This is a genomic window from Phenylobacterium sp. (genome assembly GCF_016793225.1).
Lineage (GTDB): Bacteria > Pseudomonadota > Alphaproteobacteria > Caulobacterales > Caulobacteraceae > Phenylobacterium.
Genome location: NZ_JAEUMN010000106.1, coordinates 62,211 through 78,773, shown reverse-complemented (window position 1 = coordinate 78,773; position 16,563 = coordinate 62,211). Strand labels below are relative to the sequence as shown.

Below are 16,563 nucleotides of genomic sequence, written 5' to 3'. Positions count from 1 at the left end.
TCCGTCGAATAAGTCGATTTCCTTGCAGCGGCAATCCGGGCACAGGCTGGTCATGGAACCCCCCGCGCCCCCCACACCGCTCCCGCCCGTCGACTACGACAAGGTCCAGCATCAGGCCTACGCCCGCGGACGCGCGCTGCCCGTCGAGGCGATCCGGCGGTGGATGGACGTCTTCGCCGAACATCTTCCGAGCCGTCGTCCGCTCAGCGGCGTGGACCTGGGCGCCGGAACCGGCCGCTTCACGCCGGCGCTGGCGGAGAGTTTCGGCGGCCCGATCCTGGGCGTGGAGCCCGCCGCGGGCATGCGGCTGCGCGCGGCGGCGGAGTCGGCGCATCCCAACGTTCGCTACGTCGACGGCCGTGCGGAGGCGATCCCGCTGGCGGACGCAGCCGCCGACTTCGTCCTGATGTTCCTGTCCTGGCACCACGTGGCCGACAAGCCGGCCGGCGCGCGGGAGATCCGGCGCGTGCTCGTCCGGGATGGCCGGCTCGTTCTCCGCAGCACCTTCCGCGAGCGCATCCCGGACCACTGGTGGCGCGGCTACTTCCCCGGCAGCTGGGCCGTCGAACGCGCGATGTTCCCCACCGAGGCCGAGACGCGGAGCCTGTTCGAGGCGGCCGGCTTCGCGACCATCGCCAGCGTGCAGATGGAACTCCCGTTCGAGGGTGACATGGCCGCGGCGGTGGAACGCCTGAAGCTGCGGGCCGTCTCGGTGTTCGAGCACCTGTCGGACGCCGAGCTCGAGGAGGGGTTCGCGCGCCTCGACGCCGACCTCGCGGCGGGCGCGATCGCCGAGAAGCCGACACACGGGGACTTCATCGTCTTCGCCCCGAAGGGCGCAATCGCATGAACGCGTCGCTCTGGCCCCTTGCCCCGTCCGCGGCGGACCCCCTATACGCGTCCCGCAAAACGGAGACTCCAATGGAGATTCGCGAAGGGCTCACCTTCGACGATGTTTTGCTCGAACCCGGCCCGTCCGATGTCATGCCCACCCAGGTGGACGTCTCGACCCGGTTCACGCGCGAGATCAGTCTGAACATACCGCTCGTGTCGGCGGCCATGGACACGGTGACCGAGAGCCGGCTGGCCATCGCCATGGCCCAGTCCGGCGGCATCGGCGTCCTGCACCGCAACCTCACCGTCGATGAGCAGGCCGACCACGTCCGCGAGGTGAAGCGCTACGAAAGCGGCATGGTCATCAATCCGATGACCATCGGCCCGGAAACCACCCTGGGCGAGGTCCGCCAGATCAAGGCGCGGCGGAAGATCTCCGGGTTCCCGGTGGTCGACGACGCCGGGAAGCTCGTAGGCATCCTCACCAATCGCGACATGCGCTTCGAGGGCCGCGACGACATCCCCGCCAAGGCCCTGATGACCAAGGACGGTCTGGTCACCGTCAAGGAAGGGGTCGGGCAGGACGAGGCGCGGGACCTGCTGCGGCGGCACAAGATCGAGCGGCTGATCGTGGTGGACGACGACTACCACGCGGTCGGGCTCATCACCGTCAAGGACATGGAGAAGTCCCAGCAGCACCCCAACGCGGCGAAGGACGCCCAGGGCCGCCTGCTGGTGGCGGCGGCCTCCACCGTCGGCGATGCGGGCTACGAACGCTCGATGGCCCTGGTGGACGCCGGAGTGGACGTGGTCGTCATCGACACGGCCCACGGCCACAACGCCGACGTGGCCCGCGCCGTGCAGCGGGTGAAGCGCGAGACCAACCGCGTGCAGATCGTCGCCGGCAACATCGCCACCTACGACGGCGCGCGCGCCCTGATCGACGCCGGCGCCGACGCGGTGAAGGTGGGGATCGGCCCGGGCTCGATCTGCACGACGCGGATCGTCGCGGGCGTCGGGGTGCCCCAGCTGACGGCGATCATGGACGCCGTGCGGGCGGCGGAGGGTTCGGACGTTCCGGTCGTCGCCGACGGCGGCATCAAGTACTCGGGCGATCTCGCCAAGGCGCTCGCCATGGGCGCGTCGGTGGCGATGATGGGCTCGGTCTTCGCCGGCGTGGACGAGGCCCCGGGCGAGGTCTTCCTCTACCAGGGCCGCAGCTACAAGGCCTACCGCGGCATGGGCTCGCTGAGCGCCATGGGGCAGGGGTCGGCCGACCGCTACTTCCAGAAGGACGTCAAGGACACCCTCAAGCTGGTGCCCGAGGGGATCGAGGGCCAGGTCGCCTACAAGGGGCCGATCGCGCCGATCCTGCACCAGATGGTGGGCGGGCTGCGAGCGGCCATGGGCTATGTGGGCGCGCCCACGCTGGCCGAATTCCGGCAGCGGGCGCGGTTCATTCGGATCACCAACGCGGGCCTGCGCGAGAGCCACGTCCACGACGTGATGATGACCCGCGAGGCGCCGAACTATTCGAGTCCGAACTAGGGAGGGCGGGGCGAATGGATGTCGCGATCGAACTGAAGCTGCTCGGCGCGGCCGTGGTCGTGGGGCTGGTGCAGCTCCTCTGGGCCGCCGGCGCGGCGCGGGCGCAGCAGGACATGAAGTGGGCCGCAGGCCCGCGGGACACGCCCATGCCGATCAGCGGCGTCGCCGCGCGCCTGGAGCGGGCCTTCTGGAACTTCGCGGAGACCTTCCCCTTCTTCGTCGCCGCGGTCGTCGCCTGTGGCGTGGCCGGCAAGCTGGGTCAGCCGCTGACGGTCTGGGGCGCCTGGGCCTATGTGGTGGGCCGCGCCCTGTACGTGCCGCTGTACGCCACCGGCGTCCCGATGGTCCGCTCCATCGTCTGGTTCGTGGCCACGGCCGGCATGCTCAGCGTGCTGTTCGGCCTCTACCGGTGAGCTGATGCGCGACGGCGGGCGCCTGGCGGCGGCGATTGAGATCATCGAAGAGATCGAGGCCCGCCACCGCCCCGTCCGCCTGGCCCTGAAGTCCTGGGGTGAAGCCGCCCGGTATGCCGGCGCCAAGGACCGCGCCTGGGTTTCGGGCCTGGTCCTGGACGTCCTGCGGCGGCGGCGTTCCCTGGGCTGGCGCATGAACGACGACAGCCCCCGCGCCGCCGCGCTCGCGGCCCTGCGGGTCGTCTGGAACTGGCCGGTCGACCGGATCGCCGACGCGGCGGCCGACGAGGCCCACGGACCCGGCGCGCTCAGCGAGGCCGAACGGGCCGCGCTGGACCGGCCCCGCGACCTCGCCGAGGCGCCGCCGCCGGTCCGCGGCGACTATCCCGACTGGCTGGACGCCTCGCTGACACGGGCGTTCGGCGACCTGCGGGCCGAGGAAGCCGCCGCCCTGGCCGAGCGCGCGCCCGTCGACCTGCGCGTCAACACGCTGAAGACCGATCCGGCCCGGGCGCAGAAGGCGCTCGCGCCGTTCGATCCCCAGATCCCCGGCCTGTCACCCAACGCCCTGCGCGTGCCCGCGCCGGAGGCGGCCGACCGTTCCGGGGCCGTCGAGGCCATCCCTCAGTTCGGGAAGGGCTGGTTCGAAGTGCAGGACCTGGGCTCGCAGGTCGCGGCCCTTGCCGCCGGCGACGTGCGGGGGCGGCAGGTCCTGGATCTGTGCGCCGGCGGGGGCGGCAAGACCCTGGCGCTGGCGGCCGCCATGGCCAACACCGGGCAGATCTACGCCTACGACTCCGATGCCCGCCGGCTGACCGACACGGTCCGCCGCGGCGAGCGCGCAGGCGTCCGCAACCTGCAGGTCCGCACGCCGCTGGCGAAGGACGCGCTGAAGGACCTGGAAGGCCGGATGGACCTCGTCTTCATCGATGCGCCCTGCACCGGTTCCGGGTCGTGGCGGCGGCATCCCGATACGAAATGGCGCCTCACCCCCGAAGCCCTGGCGAAGCGGCAGCAGGACCAGGACGGCGTGCTCGACGACGGGGCGCGGTTCGTGAAGCCCGGGGGCCGCATCGTGTACGTCACCTGCTCGGTCCTGCCGGAGGAGGACGAAGACCGCGTCGAGGCGTTCCTGCAGCGCCGTCCGGACTTCGCCCGCCGGCCCGCCACCGAAGACCCGATGCTCAGGCCGTTCCTGACGCCGCTCGGCGACCTGCGCCTGACCCCGCGCGCCTCGGACACCGACGGCTTCTACGTCGCCGTCCTGGAGCAGACGACGTGACCGTTACGTGCGCTGCACGCGCCCCGACAACCTGGCCGGACAGGAAGCCATGACCGAAGCCCACCACGAACGCGTCCTGATCGTCGACTTCGGCAGCCAGGTGACCCAGCTGATCGCGCGGCGCGTGCGCGAGAGCGGCGTCTATTGCGAGATCCATCCCTACGACAAGGCCGAGGCGGCGCTCGCCGCCATGCGGCCGAAGGCGATCATCCTGTCCGGCGGTCCCGCCAGCGTGCACGAGGCCGAGAGCCCGGCGGCCGCCCGGGCTCTGTTCGAGGCGGACGTGCCGGTGCTGGGCATCTGCTACGGCGAGCAGACGATGTGCGCCGAGCTGGGCGGAAAGGTCGAGCCGGGCACGACGCGTGAGTTCGGCCGCGCCGAGATCGAGATCGTCCGCGACAGCCCGCTGCTGGAAGGCCTGGGCGGCGCCGGGCACCGGGAAACCGTGTGGATGAGCCACGGCGACAAGGTCACCGCCCTGCCGCAGGGCTTCGAGACCGTGGCCGTCTCGGAAGGCTCGCCGTTCGCCGTGATCGCCGACGAGGGCCGCCGCTTCTACGGCATCCAGTTCCACCCGGAGGTGGCGCACACGCCGCGCGGCGCGCTGATCCTGCGCAACTTCACCCACCGCATCGCCGGGCTCTCGGGCGACTGGACCATGGCCAGCTACCGCCAGGAGCAGGTGGAGAAGATTCGCGCCCAGGTGGGCAAGGCGAAGGTCATCTGCGGTCTCTCCGGCGGCGTGGACAGCTCGGTGGCCGCCGTGCTGATCCACGAGGCGATCGGCGACCAGCTCACCTGCGTGTTCGTGGACACCGGTCTGCTGCGCCAGAACGAGGCGACCCAGGTCGTCACCATGTTCCGGGATCACTACAACATCCCGCTCGTTCACGTTGATGCGTCGGACCTTTTCCTGGGCGAGCTCGCGGGCGTCACCGACCCGGAGACCAAGCGCAAGACCATCGGCCGGCTCTTCATCGACGTCTTCGACCGGGAGAGCGCCAAGATCGAAGGGGCCGAGTTCCTGGCCCAGGGCACGCTCTATCCCGACGTCATCGAGAGCGTGTCGGCGCGGGGCGGGCCCTCGGCGGTCATCAAGAGCCACCACAACGTGGGCGGCCTGCCGGACTACATGAAGCTGAAGCTGGTCGAGCCGCTCCGTGAGCTGTTCAAGGACGAGGTCCGGGCCCTCGGCGTCGAGCTGGGCCTTCCGCCGCCGTTCGTCGGTCGCCACCCGTTCCCCGGCCCCGGCCTCGCCATCCGCATCCCCGGCGAGATCACCCGCGAGAAGGTGGCCGTGCTGCAGCAGGCCGACGCGATCTACCTGGACGAGATCCGCAAGGCCGGGCTCTACGACTCGATCTGGCAGGCTTTCGCGGTCCTGCTGCCGGTGAAGACGGTGGGCGTGATGGGCGATGCGCGTACCTACGAGCACGTCCTGGCCCTGCGCGCCGTCACCTCCACCGACGGCATGACCGCCGACTTCTTCGAATTCCCCTGGGACGTCCTCGGCCGCTGCGCCACGCGGATCATCAACGAGGTGAGGGGCGTGAACCGCGTCGTCTACGACGTCACGTCCAAGCCGCCCGGCACCATCGAGTGGGAATGATCCGATAGCCTTCGGGGGCTATCGGGGAGATCCAATTTGCGATCCTAATTCACTGAAATAAAACGTGAATCGTCTCGATGTCTATCGACAACTATCGGTGGGCAGCGAAATCGCATGACGGCGCCGGTGACGGTAGCGGCTCCGCTTGCATCATACCGTCAGCGCACATACCGTCAGGGAAATCGGAGCGCGTGACGGTATTTTTTCAACGCCAAGAGTTGGAAAAATAAGCGAAAAGCGAACTCCGAGACCCCCCGAAAAGGGGTGACGGTATTTTCGCTTTCAGAGCTCCATCTCATGCTGACTGACACGGCCCTGCGTAACCTCAAGCCCCAGGCGAAAGCCTTCAAGCTCAGTGACCGTGACGGTATGTACGCGCACGTGGCGCCGTCAGGGGCGATCACCTTCCGATACGACTACCGCCTGCACGGCCGGCGAGAGACCCTGACCATCGGCAAGTACGGCCCGTCCGGTCTCTCGCTGGCGCGTGCGCGGGAAATGTGCCTCGACGCGCGGCGCGCCGTGGCCGACGGACATTCGCCCGCCCAGGAGAAGCAGCGAGAGAAGCGCCGGCTGCAAGAGGCCAAGAGCTTCGGGGAGTTTGGAGAGCGCTGGCTTCAGGGGGCGCCGATGGCCGACAGCACGCGGGCCATGCGGCGCACGATCTTCGAGCGCGACCTGTTGCCGACCTTTCGCAACCGCCTGCTCCATGAGATCTCGCCGGATGACCTGCGCGCAGCGTGCGCCAGGGTGAAGGAGCGGGGCGCGCCGGCGACCGCGATCCACGTCCGTGACATCGTCAAACTGGTCTACGCCTACGCGATCCTGCACGGCGAGAAGGTGAGAAACCCGGCCGAGGAGGTGATGCCGGCCTCGATCAGCACGTTTACGCCGCGCGATCGATCGCTGTCGCCGACCGAGCTGCGCTTGACGCTGCGACTGCTGGACCAGGTGCCGACGCTGCCGACGATCCGCCTGGGCCTGAAGCTCATCATCCTGACGATGGTTCGAAAGAGCGAACTGCAGGATGCGGTCTGGGACGAGGTGGATTTCGAGAACGCCGTATGGACGATCCCGAAGGAGCGGATGAAGCGCTCGAAGCCGCACAATGTGTACCTGTCGCAGCAGTCGCTCGACATCTTCGTCGCGCTCAAGACCTGCGCGGGGAATTCGCGCTACGTGCTGCCGTCGCGGTACGACGCCGACGCCCCAATGTCCCGCGCGACCTTCAACCGTGTCACCACCGCTGTGGCGGATCTGGCGAAGAAGCAGGGCCTGCCCGTCGCGCCGTTCACTGTGCATGACCTTCGCCGCACCGGATCGACCCTGTTGAACGAACTCGGCTTCAATCGGGACTGGATCGAGAAGGCGTTGGCGCACGAGGACAGCCACTCGTCGCGGGGCGTCTACAACAAGGCCGAGTACGAGCCCCAGCGGCGTCACATGCTGCAGCAGTGGGCCGACATGGTCGACGCGTGGGCCGAGGGACGGAAGTTCAAGCCGGACCTGCTGCCGCCCTCGATGGAGATCGGCCCGGTCGCGGCTACTGTCTAACCGGTCGCGTTCGTCGCTGGCGAACATCGGGGGAGGGGGCGCGTCCGATCTGCGCGGCGTTTGAGGCGCGGCGGCGATCGTCGAGCCACGCTTCGACCTCCGCCAAGTCCCACACCACGCATCGGGCCGTCAGGTTGAATCGTCGGGGAAACTCTCCGCGCTGCTCGAGATCGTAGATCGTTGTGTCGGCTAGGGGCACAAGCTGGCGCAATTCCGTTCGTCGGATTGTGCGCCGGACCCGCGGGCTGCTGTGCATTTGGACGGCGATGTCTGGAGGCATGGCCTCTCTCCTGATCCGCGGCGCCCCACCGAATCGCAAGCAAGGCGGCCGGGAAAGCCCGTCTATGCGCGGGTAGTGGCCTAGAGGGGCGGAGAGCACAAAACGGATGATGTTGTGCTCGTCGCGAGGGTGCTTCCGTCAACGCCATGCGCCGTCCGCCGGCATACACCCACAACGACGCCGGTCAGCCCACGGGCGAGCTCAGAGGTACTTGGCGAGATCGCTCAACCTCGCGAGCTTCTCGCGAGCCTCGCGGGAGAGCGGACCCACCGCCTCTTCAAGGTGGTGCTCGATGTGGTCCGTTACCAGCACCTTCTTTGCCTTCTCCAGGGCCGCGATCACCGCCTGCAACTGCTGCGCAGTCTCCAGGGCGTCGCGATCCTGCTCAATCATCGTCACGATCTTTGCGAGGTGGCCATGGGCGCGCTTCAGGCGGTTGACCAGGTCGAGGTTGTTCGTGTGACTCACGCGGGCTCCAGCAAGGGGGACTCAGCGGCCGGGTAAATGGGCCCAGCCACTGTAGCCCAGGTAGAGGCCGATCAGCAGGATCAGTGCGCCCGACGCGTAGGGCGCCTTGCGCACGATTTCGCCGAAGCCTGAGAAGCGCTTCGAGACTTGGCGCACACTCAGTGCGGCGATCACACCCGAACTGACCATGGTCAACGCCAGGCCGATGCTGAAGCACAGCACCAGCACGGCGCCCAGCGTGAACGCCTTCAACTGCAGGCAGAGCAGCAACACCGTGATCGCCCCGGGGCAGGGGATCAGGCCCCCTGTGAGCCCAAAGACGGCGATCTGGGCCGTCGTCACATCCCGTCCGGCGAAGCGTCGGCGGATGTCGTTGGCGTGGGCGAGTTCGTGGGCGTCCTGGTAGCCGCCGGCCGCCTCGAGGCCCCGAAGTTCAGCGTGGACAGGGTCGTCGCCATGGGCGAGCTCAATGAAAGCGACATCGTAGCTGTGTGAATGGTCCCCATCGCGGAGCGACAGGCGCGCCATGAACTCGTGCGGTTCAGGAATCTCTTCAACGGACTCAAGCGCGCCTGCCGCCGTCGAGCGGAAAGCAAAGGTCTGTCGAGCGCCGTCCGGGCGCTCGGTCTCGATGAAGGCCGCATCGGCGGTCCAATGGAGACCGCGTTGGGCCGTCAGTTGGAAGCGCGGCGGCACGCCATCTTCGACGATCGCGAGGAATAGCACACCGTGCCCGGTGTCGATCCGGTGGGCGTCGTCATGAGCGTGGTGGTGATCATGATGTTCCTGGTCGTGATGATGATCGTGGGCGTCCGCGAGCAATTGTTCGCGACGGGTTCGCCAAAGCATCCAGGCTGCCATGCAGATGACGATCACGCCTGACGCGAGTTGAAGGTACGGTTCGATCGTCTCAGGCGCCAGGCCGCGCCAGAGGTAGAGGCCGCCCAGGGCGATCACCCAAACAACGGCTGTGTGAGACAGCGTCGCGCAGAGCCCCAGCAGCACGGCCTGTCTCACTGTTCCCCGGATCGCGATGACGAAGGCGGCCATCATCGTCTTGGAGTGCCCCGGTTCAAGGCCGTGGAGTGCGCCGAGGAGGATGGCGCTGGGGATGAACAGCCAAGCGTGCGCGGTGCTCTGTTGGATTAAATCTACGAAGGTAGGCATGAGGTAACCTATCCCCCAGGGGAGGATAAGTCGAGCCGCGGGCGCTGCGGCACAACCATCGACCTAGCTCAACGGAGATCCGCCTGCTTGTTCGCGTGGAGGTGCGGTTCGCGCGCTTGCTTGTGCACTCGCCGCTTCGGGTCGGGTCCGGGCGTCCGCCATGCCTTGCTTCGGGCGCGCCTACCCTTCGGGCAAGCCTCCTCGTAGACCTGCGCCGCTGCACGCTGGACATATGCCTCGGATTTCAGAAATCAGTTGATGGACTTGAAAGCCGACACGCGCGGCAGCGTTGGCAAACGCGTCGCTGTCCAGGACCGTTTCTTCCGTCGCTCCGCAACTACTACAGATAAGGAACCCGCTCTCGTGCGCGATCGCGCCAAGCGTGCAGGCGACGAATGCATTCTGGCATGCGATCCGATGGACGAGGCCGTGGTCGAGCAGGAACTGTATTGCCCGATAGATCGTCGGAGGCTGCGGCGGGCGGCCTGGCGCATAGGCCGCGATCAGGTCGTAGGCCTTAACTGGCCGGCCGGCGGCGACCAGTAACTCGAACGTCCGGCGCTTTGCCTCGCCCCAGCTTGCACCCTTCGCCTCGACCCTGGCCGCGGCGTTCGCTACCGCGCTTTGGACGGCTGGATCGGTCGTGCGCGAGACGAGCGCCATTGTCATTTTGGCGGCGCGGCGCTGCGGTGGTCCGCCAGGCAGAGGCTGTGGTCGCCCAGCACCTCGATCACCCGGCAGTGGCCTGCAGGTCCCTGATGGTCGCCGTCGAGCATGCGACGCAACTCGGCCCGCAGGGCCTCGAGCCGCGTGATCTTCGCTTCCACGTCAGCCAGCTGCTCGCGGGCGAGTGCGTCGGCGGTTTCGCACGGTTGCTCAGGGGCGTCGCTGAGCGCCAGGAGCGACCGGATCGCCTCGACCGAGAACCCGAGCTCCCGAGCATGGCGGATGAACGCGAGCCGGCGGATCGCAGCCTCGCCGTAGGTCCGCCGATCGCTGGCGGTGCGAACCGGCTCCGGGAGCAGGCCGATCTGTTCGTAGAAGCGGATGGTCGGGACCTTCACCCCGGCGGCCTTCGAGAGTTTTCCGATGCTCAGCATGACTCGCAAAATAAGCGCTTGATCCTCTAGTGGCTAGAGCATCTAGGGTGCGGCCATGCTTCGGGGCCGGGCCTTTCCGTTCGACGATGTCGCTCCACCCGTCCGGGCGTGCGGCGGCGCGACCGTGGGGGCGCCTCCCGCCAACCGAAACTATGTAACGCATTCCCCGAAGCAGGCAGTCGAGCTATGAGCGGCCTCGTGACGGGATTGCGCAACCTCTCGAGGACGCTGGCGGCGGTGCTCACCGCCTGCCTCATCGCGCTCTTCGTCACGGCTCCGGCCATGGATGGCGTCATGTGCGGCGGGGAAGACGAGTCCGTCGCCACAGCGACGCTTGAGAAGGCGAGCACGGCCGACACCAGCGCCCACCACTCCGGCAAGTCGGGGGCTCCCGATCCGGGGCTGGGCGCCTGTCTGCATGGGCACTGCCACCACGTCCAGATCGCCGCCGCCATCCCCACCGAGACCCTCGTTGCGGCGACCGTGTCTCATCACGCCACACGTCCGGCTCGGGACCTGATGCTGGCGTCCGCCGACCTCGCCCACGCCAAACCGCCCCCTCGCGCCTGACGGATCGCGCGCAAACGCGCGCCTTTCCGTCAATCGCAGAGGATCTTCATGCCTTCCCCCATACGCGTGCGGCCGCTTGTGGCCGCCCTGGCGAGCGCGTCCGCGCTTTCGCTGACCGCGGCTGTCGCCTGGGCCGAGCCCGCGCCGCCATTTCCCGCCTTGCTGATGCAGGCGCAATCCCGGGCGCCTCGCTCGGCCGAGGCTCAGGCGCAGGTCGCCCGAGCTGAAGGCCTGGCGCGGCAAGCCGCCGTGCTGCCCAACCCGACCGTGTCGGTCGAGGTCGAGAACTTCTCCGGCTCCGGCCCCTTCCGGGGCACCAATGCCGCGGAATCGACCGCCTCGATCGGGCAACTGATCGAGCTTGGGGGCAAGCGCAGCGCGCGGATCGGCGCCGCCCGGGCCGAGGTCGGCGCCGCGCGTGCGGATGCGGTCCGCTCGCAGGCCGACTTCGTCTTCGACCTCGCCGCGGCCTACGCCCTGGCCGAGGCCTCCGAGCGGCGTCTGCAACTGGCGACCGAGAGCCTGGCCTTCGCCCAGGAAGACAGCCGGGTCGCCTCGGCGCTCGTCCGAGCGGGCAAGGAGGCTGACGTTCGCGCTGTTCAGGCGCGCGCCGCCCTGCAGGCCGCCCAGGCGGCCCTGGAGGAGGCGCGCTCGACGCGATCGAAGGCGCTCGGCGACCTCACGGCGCTGTCCGGCTCGCCTGTGGCGTTCACGTCGATCCGGGTCAGCCTTCTGTCCCACGCCGCTCGGCGTGAAGTGGCGGGCGACATCGACCCTCTGCGCAGCCCGGCCTACCAGGCCGCGGAGGCTGCACGGCAGGCCGCCGCCCGCCGCGTCCAGGTCGAACGCACCCGCGCCGTTCCAGACGTCACCGTCTCGGTGGGCGCGCGCCGGTTCGAAGCGGATAAGTCCTCGGCGATGGTGGCCGGGGTCTCGGTCCCGTTTCCGCTGTTCGACCAGAACCGCGGCAACATCTCGGCCGCGCGGGCGGAGTTGACTGCGGCAGAAGCCCGCCTCAACGCCGCCCGTCTCGACGCGGTGGCCGAGGCCAGCGCCGCGATCGCCCGGCTGAACGCCGCACAGGCCCGGGTTCAGGCCTCGGAGGAGGGCGAATCCGCCGCTGCGGAGGCCTCGCGGCTGGCCGGTGTCGGCTACGAGGGCGGCAAGCTCTCCCTGCTGGAACTGCTGACCGCGCGCCGGGCGCTCACCGAGGCGCGCACCCAATCCATCGAAGCCCAGATCGAGCGCGTCGCAGCCGAGGCGTCCATCGCCCGCCTGCGCGGCGCCATCCCGTTCGGAGACCAGGAATGAAAACCGACAAGACGCGCCTCTACGGCGCCGTGGCCGCCGCCGTGCTGGTGGCCGCTGCAGGCGGCTATGGCGTCGCCCGGCTGACCGCGGCGAAGCCGCCGGAAGCGGCCGCGGCGCCCGAAAAGGCCGAAGCCGCCCCGACGGGCCTCGACATGGCGGCGGACCGGATCACCGCCGCTGGTGTCGCGCTGCAGACGGTCGCGGCCGGCGGCCTCGCCTCAGAAGTGCTGGCCCAAGCGACGGTGACCGCTGAGCCCACGGGTCAAGCGGTGCTGACGGCGCGCGCGGCTGGCGCCGTGGCGCGGATCAACAAGCGCCTCGGCGACCCCGTCCGCGCGGGCGAGACCTTGGCGCTGGTCGTAAGCCGCGAGGCGGCCCAGATCGCGGCCACCCGCAGTTCGGCCGCAGCCAAGGCGGAATTGGCCCGCAAGGTCTACGCGCGCGAGAAGCGTCTGTTCGAGGAGCGCGTCAGTCCTCGCCAGGATCTCGAAGCGGCGCAGGCCGAGCTGGCCGCCGCGGAGGCGGAAGCCCGCGGCGCCGCGACGGCCGTCAGCGCCGCCGACGTCTCGCGCGATGGCCGCTACGTGATGGTCGTGAGCCCGATCAGCGGCCGCATTACAGCGTCGGCGGTGAGCCTGGGCGCCTATGTGCAGCCCGAGACCGAACTCTTCCGCATCGCCGATCCGTCGCGCATTCAGATCGAAGCGTCCGTGACGGCCGCGGACGCCCAGCGCGTGCAGCCTGGCGACGCCGCGGTGATCGAGGTGACCGGCGGCGGCACACGTGAGGCCGTCGTCCGATCCGTCACGCCGGGGCTCAGCGCCGAGACGCGCTCGGCCACCGTCGTCCTGGCGCTCAGCGGCGGCAATGCAGTCCTGCAGCCGGGCCAGACCGTGCGGGCCCGCATCACCGTGCGGCAGACGGCCACCACCGGCATCGTCGTCCCCGACGAGGCGGTGCAGACGATCAACGGCAGTGAATCCGTCTTCGTGCGGACCGCCAAGGGCTTCCGCGTCCAGCGCGTGAGCGTGGGGCAGCGGGCCGCCGGGCGCGCCGAGATCCTGTCCGGCCTGAAGCCAGGCGACGTCGTCGCCGCCAAGAACGCCTTCCTCCTGAAGGCCGAGCTCCAGAAGGGCTCGGAGGAGGAAGAGTGACCGCCACCCCGCACATCCCGTTTGGAGACCTGCCGCAATGATCGGCCGTATTCTCTCAATCGCGGTGAAGGGGCGTTGGTACGTCCTCTTCATCACGCTCATCGTGGCCGCGTTCGGCGCCTGGCAGCTGACCAAGCTGCCGATCGACGCCGTGCCGGACATCACCAACAAGCAGGTGCAGATCAACACCATCGATCCGGCGCTTTCGCCGATCGAAATGGAGAAGCGGGTTACCTTCCCGATCGAGACAGCGCTCGCCGGCATTCCCGGCCTGGAGACGACGCGCTCGATCTCACGCAACGGGTTCAGCCAGGTCACGGCCGTCTTCAAAGACAGCTCGGACCTGTACTTCGCCCGCCAGCAGGTGGCCGAGCGACTGACCCAGGCGCGGGACACGCTCCCGGAGGGCGTTCAGCCTCAGGTCGGGCCGGTGACCACCGGGCTGGGCGAGGTGTTCTTCTACACGGTGGAGTTCGCACCCAAGACCGGCAAGGTCCGCGACGGCGCCCCGGGCTGGCAATCGGACGGCGCCTACCTGACGCCCGAGGGCGAACGGCTGACCGACGCGGTCTCGCAGGCCGGCTACCTGCGCACGGTGCAGGACTGGATCATCCGTCCACAGCTGCGCACCGTGGCCGGCGTCGCCGGGGTCGACTCCATCGGAGGCTACGAAAAGCAGTACATCGTCGAACCAGAGCCCGCGAAGCTGTCGGCCTACGGGATCTCCTACGCCGACCTCGCCAAGGCGCTGGAAGCCGCCAACATTTCGGTCGGCGCCAACTTCATCCAGCGCGCCGGCGAGGCCTATCTGGTCCGCGCCGACGCCCGGGTGCGCACCCTCGACGAGATCTCCAACGCGGTGATCGCCACGCGGGGGGGCGTGCCCGTCGCGGTGAAGGATGTCGCCGCGGTGCGGATCGGCGGCGATCTGCGGACCGGGGCGGCGACGAAGAACGGTCAGGAGACCGTGGTCGGCACCGCCCTGATGCTCATCGGCGAGAACAGCCGCACCGTCGCCAAGGCGGTCGGGGTGAAGCTCGAGGAGGTCAAGAAGTCGCTGCCGCCGGGCGTGGTGGTCACGACCGCCCTCGACCGCTCGGTGCTGGTGAACGCCACCGTCGGCACCGTCGAGCGCAACCTCACCGAGGGTGCGATCCTCGTGGCGGCGACGCTCTTCTTCCTGCTCGGCAACTGGCGCGCCGCCCTGATCGCGGTGCTGATCATCCCGTTCTCATTCCTGATGATGGCGATCGGCATGAACGCCACCAAGGTGCCGGGCAACCTGATGAGCCTGGGCGCCCTGGACTTCGGCCTGATCGTCGACGGCACGGTGATCATCATCGAGAACTGCCTGCTCAGACTGGCCGAACGACAGCACCACGAAGGCCGGTTGCTTTCCCTGCGGGAGCGGCTGGAGACGGTGCTGCATGCCAGCCAGGAGATGATCCGGCCCACCGTCTACGGCCAGGCGGTCATCTTCCTGGTGTTCGCGCCGCTGCTCACGTTCACCGGCGTCGAGGGCAAGACGTTCTCGCCGATGGCGATCACGATCATGCTCGCGCTGGGCGCCGCCTTCATCCTGTCGCTGACCTTCGTGCCGGCCATGGTCGCGATCCTGATGCGCGGCAAGGTCGCGGAGAAGGAAGTCCGCGCCATCCAGTGGTCCAAGGTCCGCTACGAGCCGCTTCTGCGGCGCGCGCTCGCTCGCCCGTGGCAGTTCATCGGCGGCGGCCTGGCCGTGTTCGCGGTGTCGGCGGTGGTCTTCTCCTTCCTGGGTCAGGAGTTCATCCCCACCCTCGACGAGAAGAACATGGCAGTGGGCGCCCTGCGCATCCCGTCCACCTCCATCGAGCAATCCAAATCCATGCAACAGCAGGTCGAGAAGGCCGTGCTGTCGGTCCCCGAGGTGGCGATGATGGTGTCGAAGACCGGCACCGCCGAGGTCGCCACCGATCCGATGCCGCCCAACCAGTCGGACGGCTTCGTCATCCTGAAGCCTCAAAAGGAATGGTCGAAGGGCGTCGAGACGAAGGCGCAGGTCACCGAACGGATCCTCAAGAAGCTCGAGCCCCTGCTGGGCAACGGTTACGAGGTCACTCAGCCGATCCAGCTGCGCTTCAACGAACTGATCGCCGGCGTCCGCGGCGACGTGGCCATCAAGCTCTATGGCGACGACCTCGAGCAGATGAGCGCCGCCGCCGCCCATATCGGGGCCACCCTGGAGAAGATCCCGGGCGCTCAGGGCGTGCGCGTCGAGCAGACCGCCGGCGCGCCCACTCTCGACGTGCGGCTCGACCGCGCGGCGATCGCGCGCTTCGGCCTGACGGTCGAGGAGGTGGCCGATACCGTCGCCACCGCCCTCGGCGGCCGCGAGGCCGGCAGCGTGTTCGAAGGCGACAAGCGCTTCGACATCACGGTCCGCACGCCGCTGATGCAGCGCGACGACATCGACGCGATCGGCGCGATGCCCGTCATGCTGCCGGCGGCCGAAGGACAGGCCCGCCAGTCGGTCGCGCTGCGCCAGCTTGTCGAGTTCCGCTTCACCGAGGGCCTGAACCAGGTCAGCCGGGAGGACGGCAAGCGTCGCGTGGTGATCCAGGTCAATGTGCGCGGCCGCGACATCGGCTCGTTCGTCAACGAGGCGCGGACCAAGGTCGAGGCTGTGCCGCTCCCCACCGGCTCCTATCTCACCTGGGGCGGGCAGTTCGAGAACCTGAAGGCGGCGACGGCGCGCCTCGGCATCGTGGTGCCGATCTGCTTCGTACTGATCTTCCTGGTGCTGTTCCTGGCTCTGGGCGGCTTCGCGCCGGCGGCCTCGGTGTTCGCCGCGATCCCGCTGGGGCTCGCCGGCGGTGTGTTCGCCCTGGCGGCGACCGGGATCACCTTCTCGATCTCGGCGGCCGTGGGCTTCATCGTGCTGGCCGGCGTGGCGGTGCTGAACGGCCTGGTCGTGATGACCAGCATCCGCGAGCGCATCGTCTCGGGCCGCCCCGTCGAGGACGCCATCCTCGAAGGGGCCATGGAGCGGTTTCGGCCGGTCCTGATGACCGGTCTTGTGCCGGCCATCGGCTTCATCCCAATGGCGCTGGCGCACGGCACCGGGGCGGAGGTCCAGAAGCCTCTCGCCATGGTCGTGATCGGGGGGCTGATCACGGCGACGGCGGTGACGCTCTTCGTCCTTCCGGCCATCGCCAAGCTCATCCTGCAGTTCGGCCGAGCGCGCGAAACCGCGGCCGACCCTTCGGGCGCGACCGCCCCCAACGCGGCCTGAAG

15 protein-coding genes are annotated in these 16,563 nt (G+C 68.9%); 10 read left to right on the top strand and 5 right to left on the bottom strand.

Annotated elements, in window-relative coordinates:
* The first annotated feature begins 52 nt into the window (after positions 1–52).
* From JNK30_RS12770 to JNK30_RS12745, 6 genes are all read left to right on the top strand, one after another.
* On the top strand, positions 53–850 hold the full coding sequence (locus JNK30_RS12770) for a class I SAM-dependent methyltransferase (RefSeq protein WP_293482623.1): 798 nt from the start codon (positions 53–55) through the stop codon (positions 848–850).
* Between the two features lie 71 nt (positions 851–921).
* A complete protein-coding gene (gene guaB, locus JNK30_RS12765) occupies positions 922–2,382 on the top strand; it encodes an IMP dehydrogenase (RefSeq protein ID WP_293482622.1) in 1,461 nt (486 codons plus the stop codon).
* A gap of 14 nt (positions 2,383–2,396) precedes the next feature.
* Positions 2,397–2,795: an MAPEG family protein gene (locus tag JNK30_RS12760; protein WP_293482621.1), complete on the top strand. Its 399-nt coding sequence runs from the start codon at positions 2,397–2,399 to the stop codon at positions 2,793–2,795.
* 4 nt (positions 2,796–2,799) lie between these two features.
* Positions 2,800–4,077: an RsmB/NOP family class I SAM-dependent RNA methyltransferase gene (locus JNK30_RS12755; RefSeq protein WP_293482620.1), complete on the top strand. Its 1,278-nt coding sequence runs from the start codon at positions 2,800–2,802 to the stop codon at positions 4,075–4,077.
* A 49-nt stretch (positions 4,078–4,126) separates the two neighbouring features.
* Positions 4,127–5,686, top strand: a complete 1,560-nt coding sequence (guaA, locus tag JNK30_RS12750) for a glutamine-hydrolyzing GMP synthase (protein WP_293482619.1) — start codon at positions 4,127–4,129, stop codon at positions 5,684–5,686.
* A gap of 297 nt (positions 5,687–5,983) precedes the next feature.
* Complete coding sequence (locus JNK30_RS12745) at positions 5,984–7,240, top strand: integrase arm-type DNA-binding domain-containing protein (RefSeq protein WP_293482725.1); 1,257 nt, start codon at positions 5,984–5,986, stop codon at positions 7,238–7,240.
* Here JNK30_RS12745 and JNK30_RS12740 read toward each other — a convergent pair.
* The 5 genes from JNK30_RS12740 to JNK30_RS12720 form a co-directional block, all read right to left on the bottom strand.
* Positions 7,230–7,496 carry an AlpA family transcriptional regulator gene (locus JNK30_RS12740; RefSeq protein ID WP_293482723.1) on the bottom strand — a complete coding sequence of 89 codons (267 nt, stop codon included), beginning with the start codon at positions 7,494–7,496 and terminating at the stop codon, positions 7,230–7,232. The genes JNK30_RS12745 and JNK30_RS12740 overlap by 11 nt on opposite strands.
* Before the next feature lie 225 nt (positions 7,497–7,721).
* Positions 7,722–7,988, bottom strand: coding sequence for a metal-sensing transcriptional repressor (locus JNK30_RS12735; RefSeq protein ID WP_293482618.1), 267 nt, complete (start codon positions 7,986–7,988; stop codon positions 7,722–7,724).
* A gap of 21 nt (positions 7,989–8,009) precedes the next feature.
* Positions 8,010–9,155 (bottom strand): nickel/cobalt efflux transporter, encoded by a 1,146-nt coding sequence (locus JNK30_RS12730; RefSeq protein WP_293482617.1) that lies wholly within the window; start codon positions 9,153–9,155, stop codon positions 8,010–8,012.
* 180 nt (positions 9,156–9,335) lie between these two features.
* A complete protein-coding gene (locus JNK30_RS12725; RefSeq protein ID WP_293482616.1) occupies positions 9,336–9,818 on the bottom strand; it encodes a transcriptional repressor in 483 nt (160 codons plus the stop codon).
* A 2-nt stretch (positions 9,819–9,820) separates the two neighbouring features.
* Positions 9,821–10,255, bottom strand: coding sequence for a helix-turn-helix domain-containing protein (locus tag JNK30_RS12720; RefSeq protein ID WP_293482615.1), 435 nt, complete (start codon positions 10,253–10,255; stop codon positions 9,821–9,823).
* 186 nt (positions 10,256–10,441) lie between these two features.
* Between JNK30_RS12720 and JNK30_RS12715 the strand changes: the two genes are divergently transcribed.
* Genes JNK30_RS12715 through JNK30_RS12700 form a run of 4 tightly spaced genes read left to right on the top strand, consistent with a single transcriptional unit; the run spans position 10,442 to position 16,561 of the window.
* On the top strand, positions 10,442–10,825 hold the full coding sequence (locus JNK30_RS12715; RefSeq protein ID WP_293482614.1) for a hypothetical protein: 384 nt from the start codon (positions 10,442–10,444) through the stop codon (positions 10,823–10,825).
* 48 nt (positions 10,826–10,873) lie between these two features.
* A complete protein-coding gene (locus tag JNK30_RS12710; RefSeq protein ID WP_293482613.1) occupies positions 10,874–12,136 on the top strand; it encodes a TolC family protein in 1,263 nt (420 codons plus the stop codon).
* The gene (locus tag JNK30_RS12705) at positions 12,133–13,290 is read left to right on the top strand and encodes an efflux RND transporter periplasmic adaptor subunit (RefSeq protein WP_293482612.1); all 1,158 of its coding nucleotides are present in this window, start codon (positions 12,133–12,135) and stop codon (positions 13,288–13,290) included. Before JNK30_RS12710 ends, JNK30_RS12705 begins: the two co-directional genes overlap by 4 nt.
* A gap of 37 nt (positions 13,291–13,327) precedes the next feature.
* Positions 13,328–16,561, top strand: coding sequence for a CusA/CzcA family heavy metal efflux RND transporter (locus JNK30_RS12700; RefSeq protein WP_293482611.1), 3,234 nt, complete (start codon positions 13,328–13,330; stop codon positions 16,559–16,561).
* Positions 16,562–16,563: the final 2 nt, after the last annotated feature.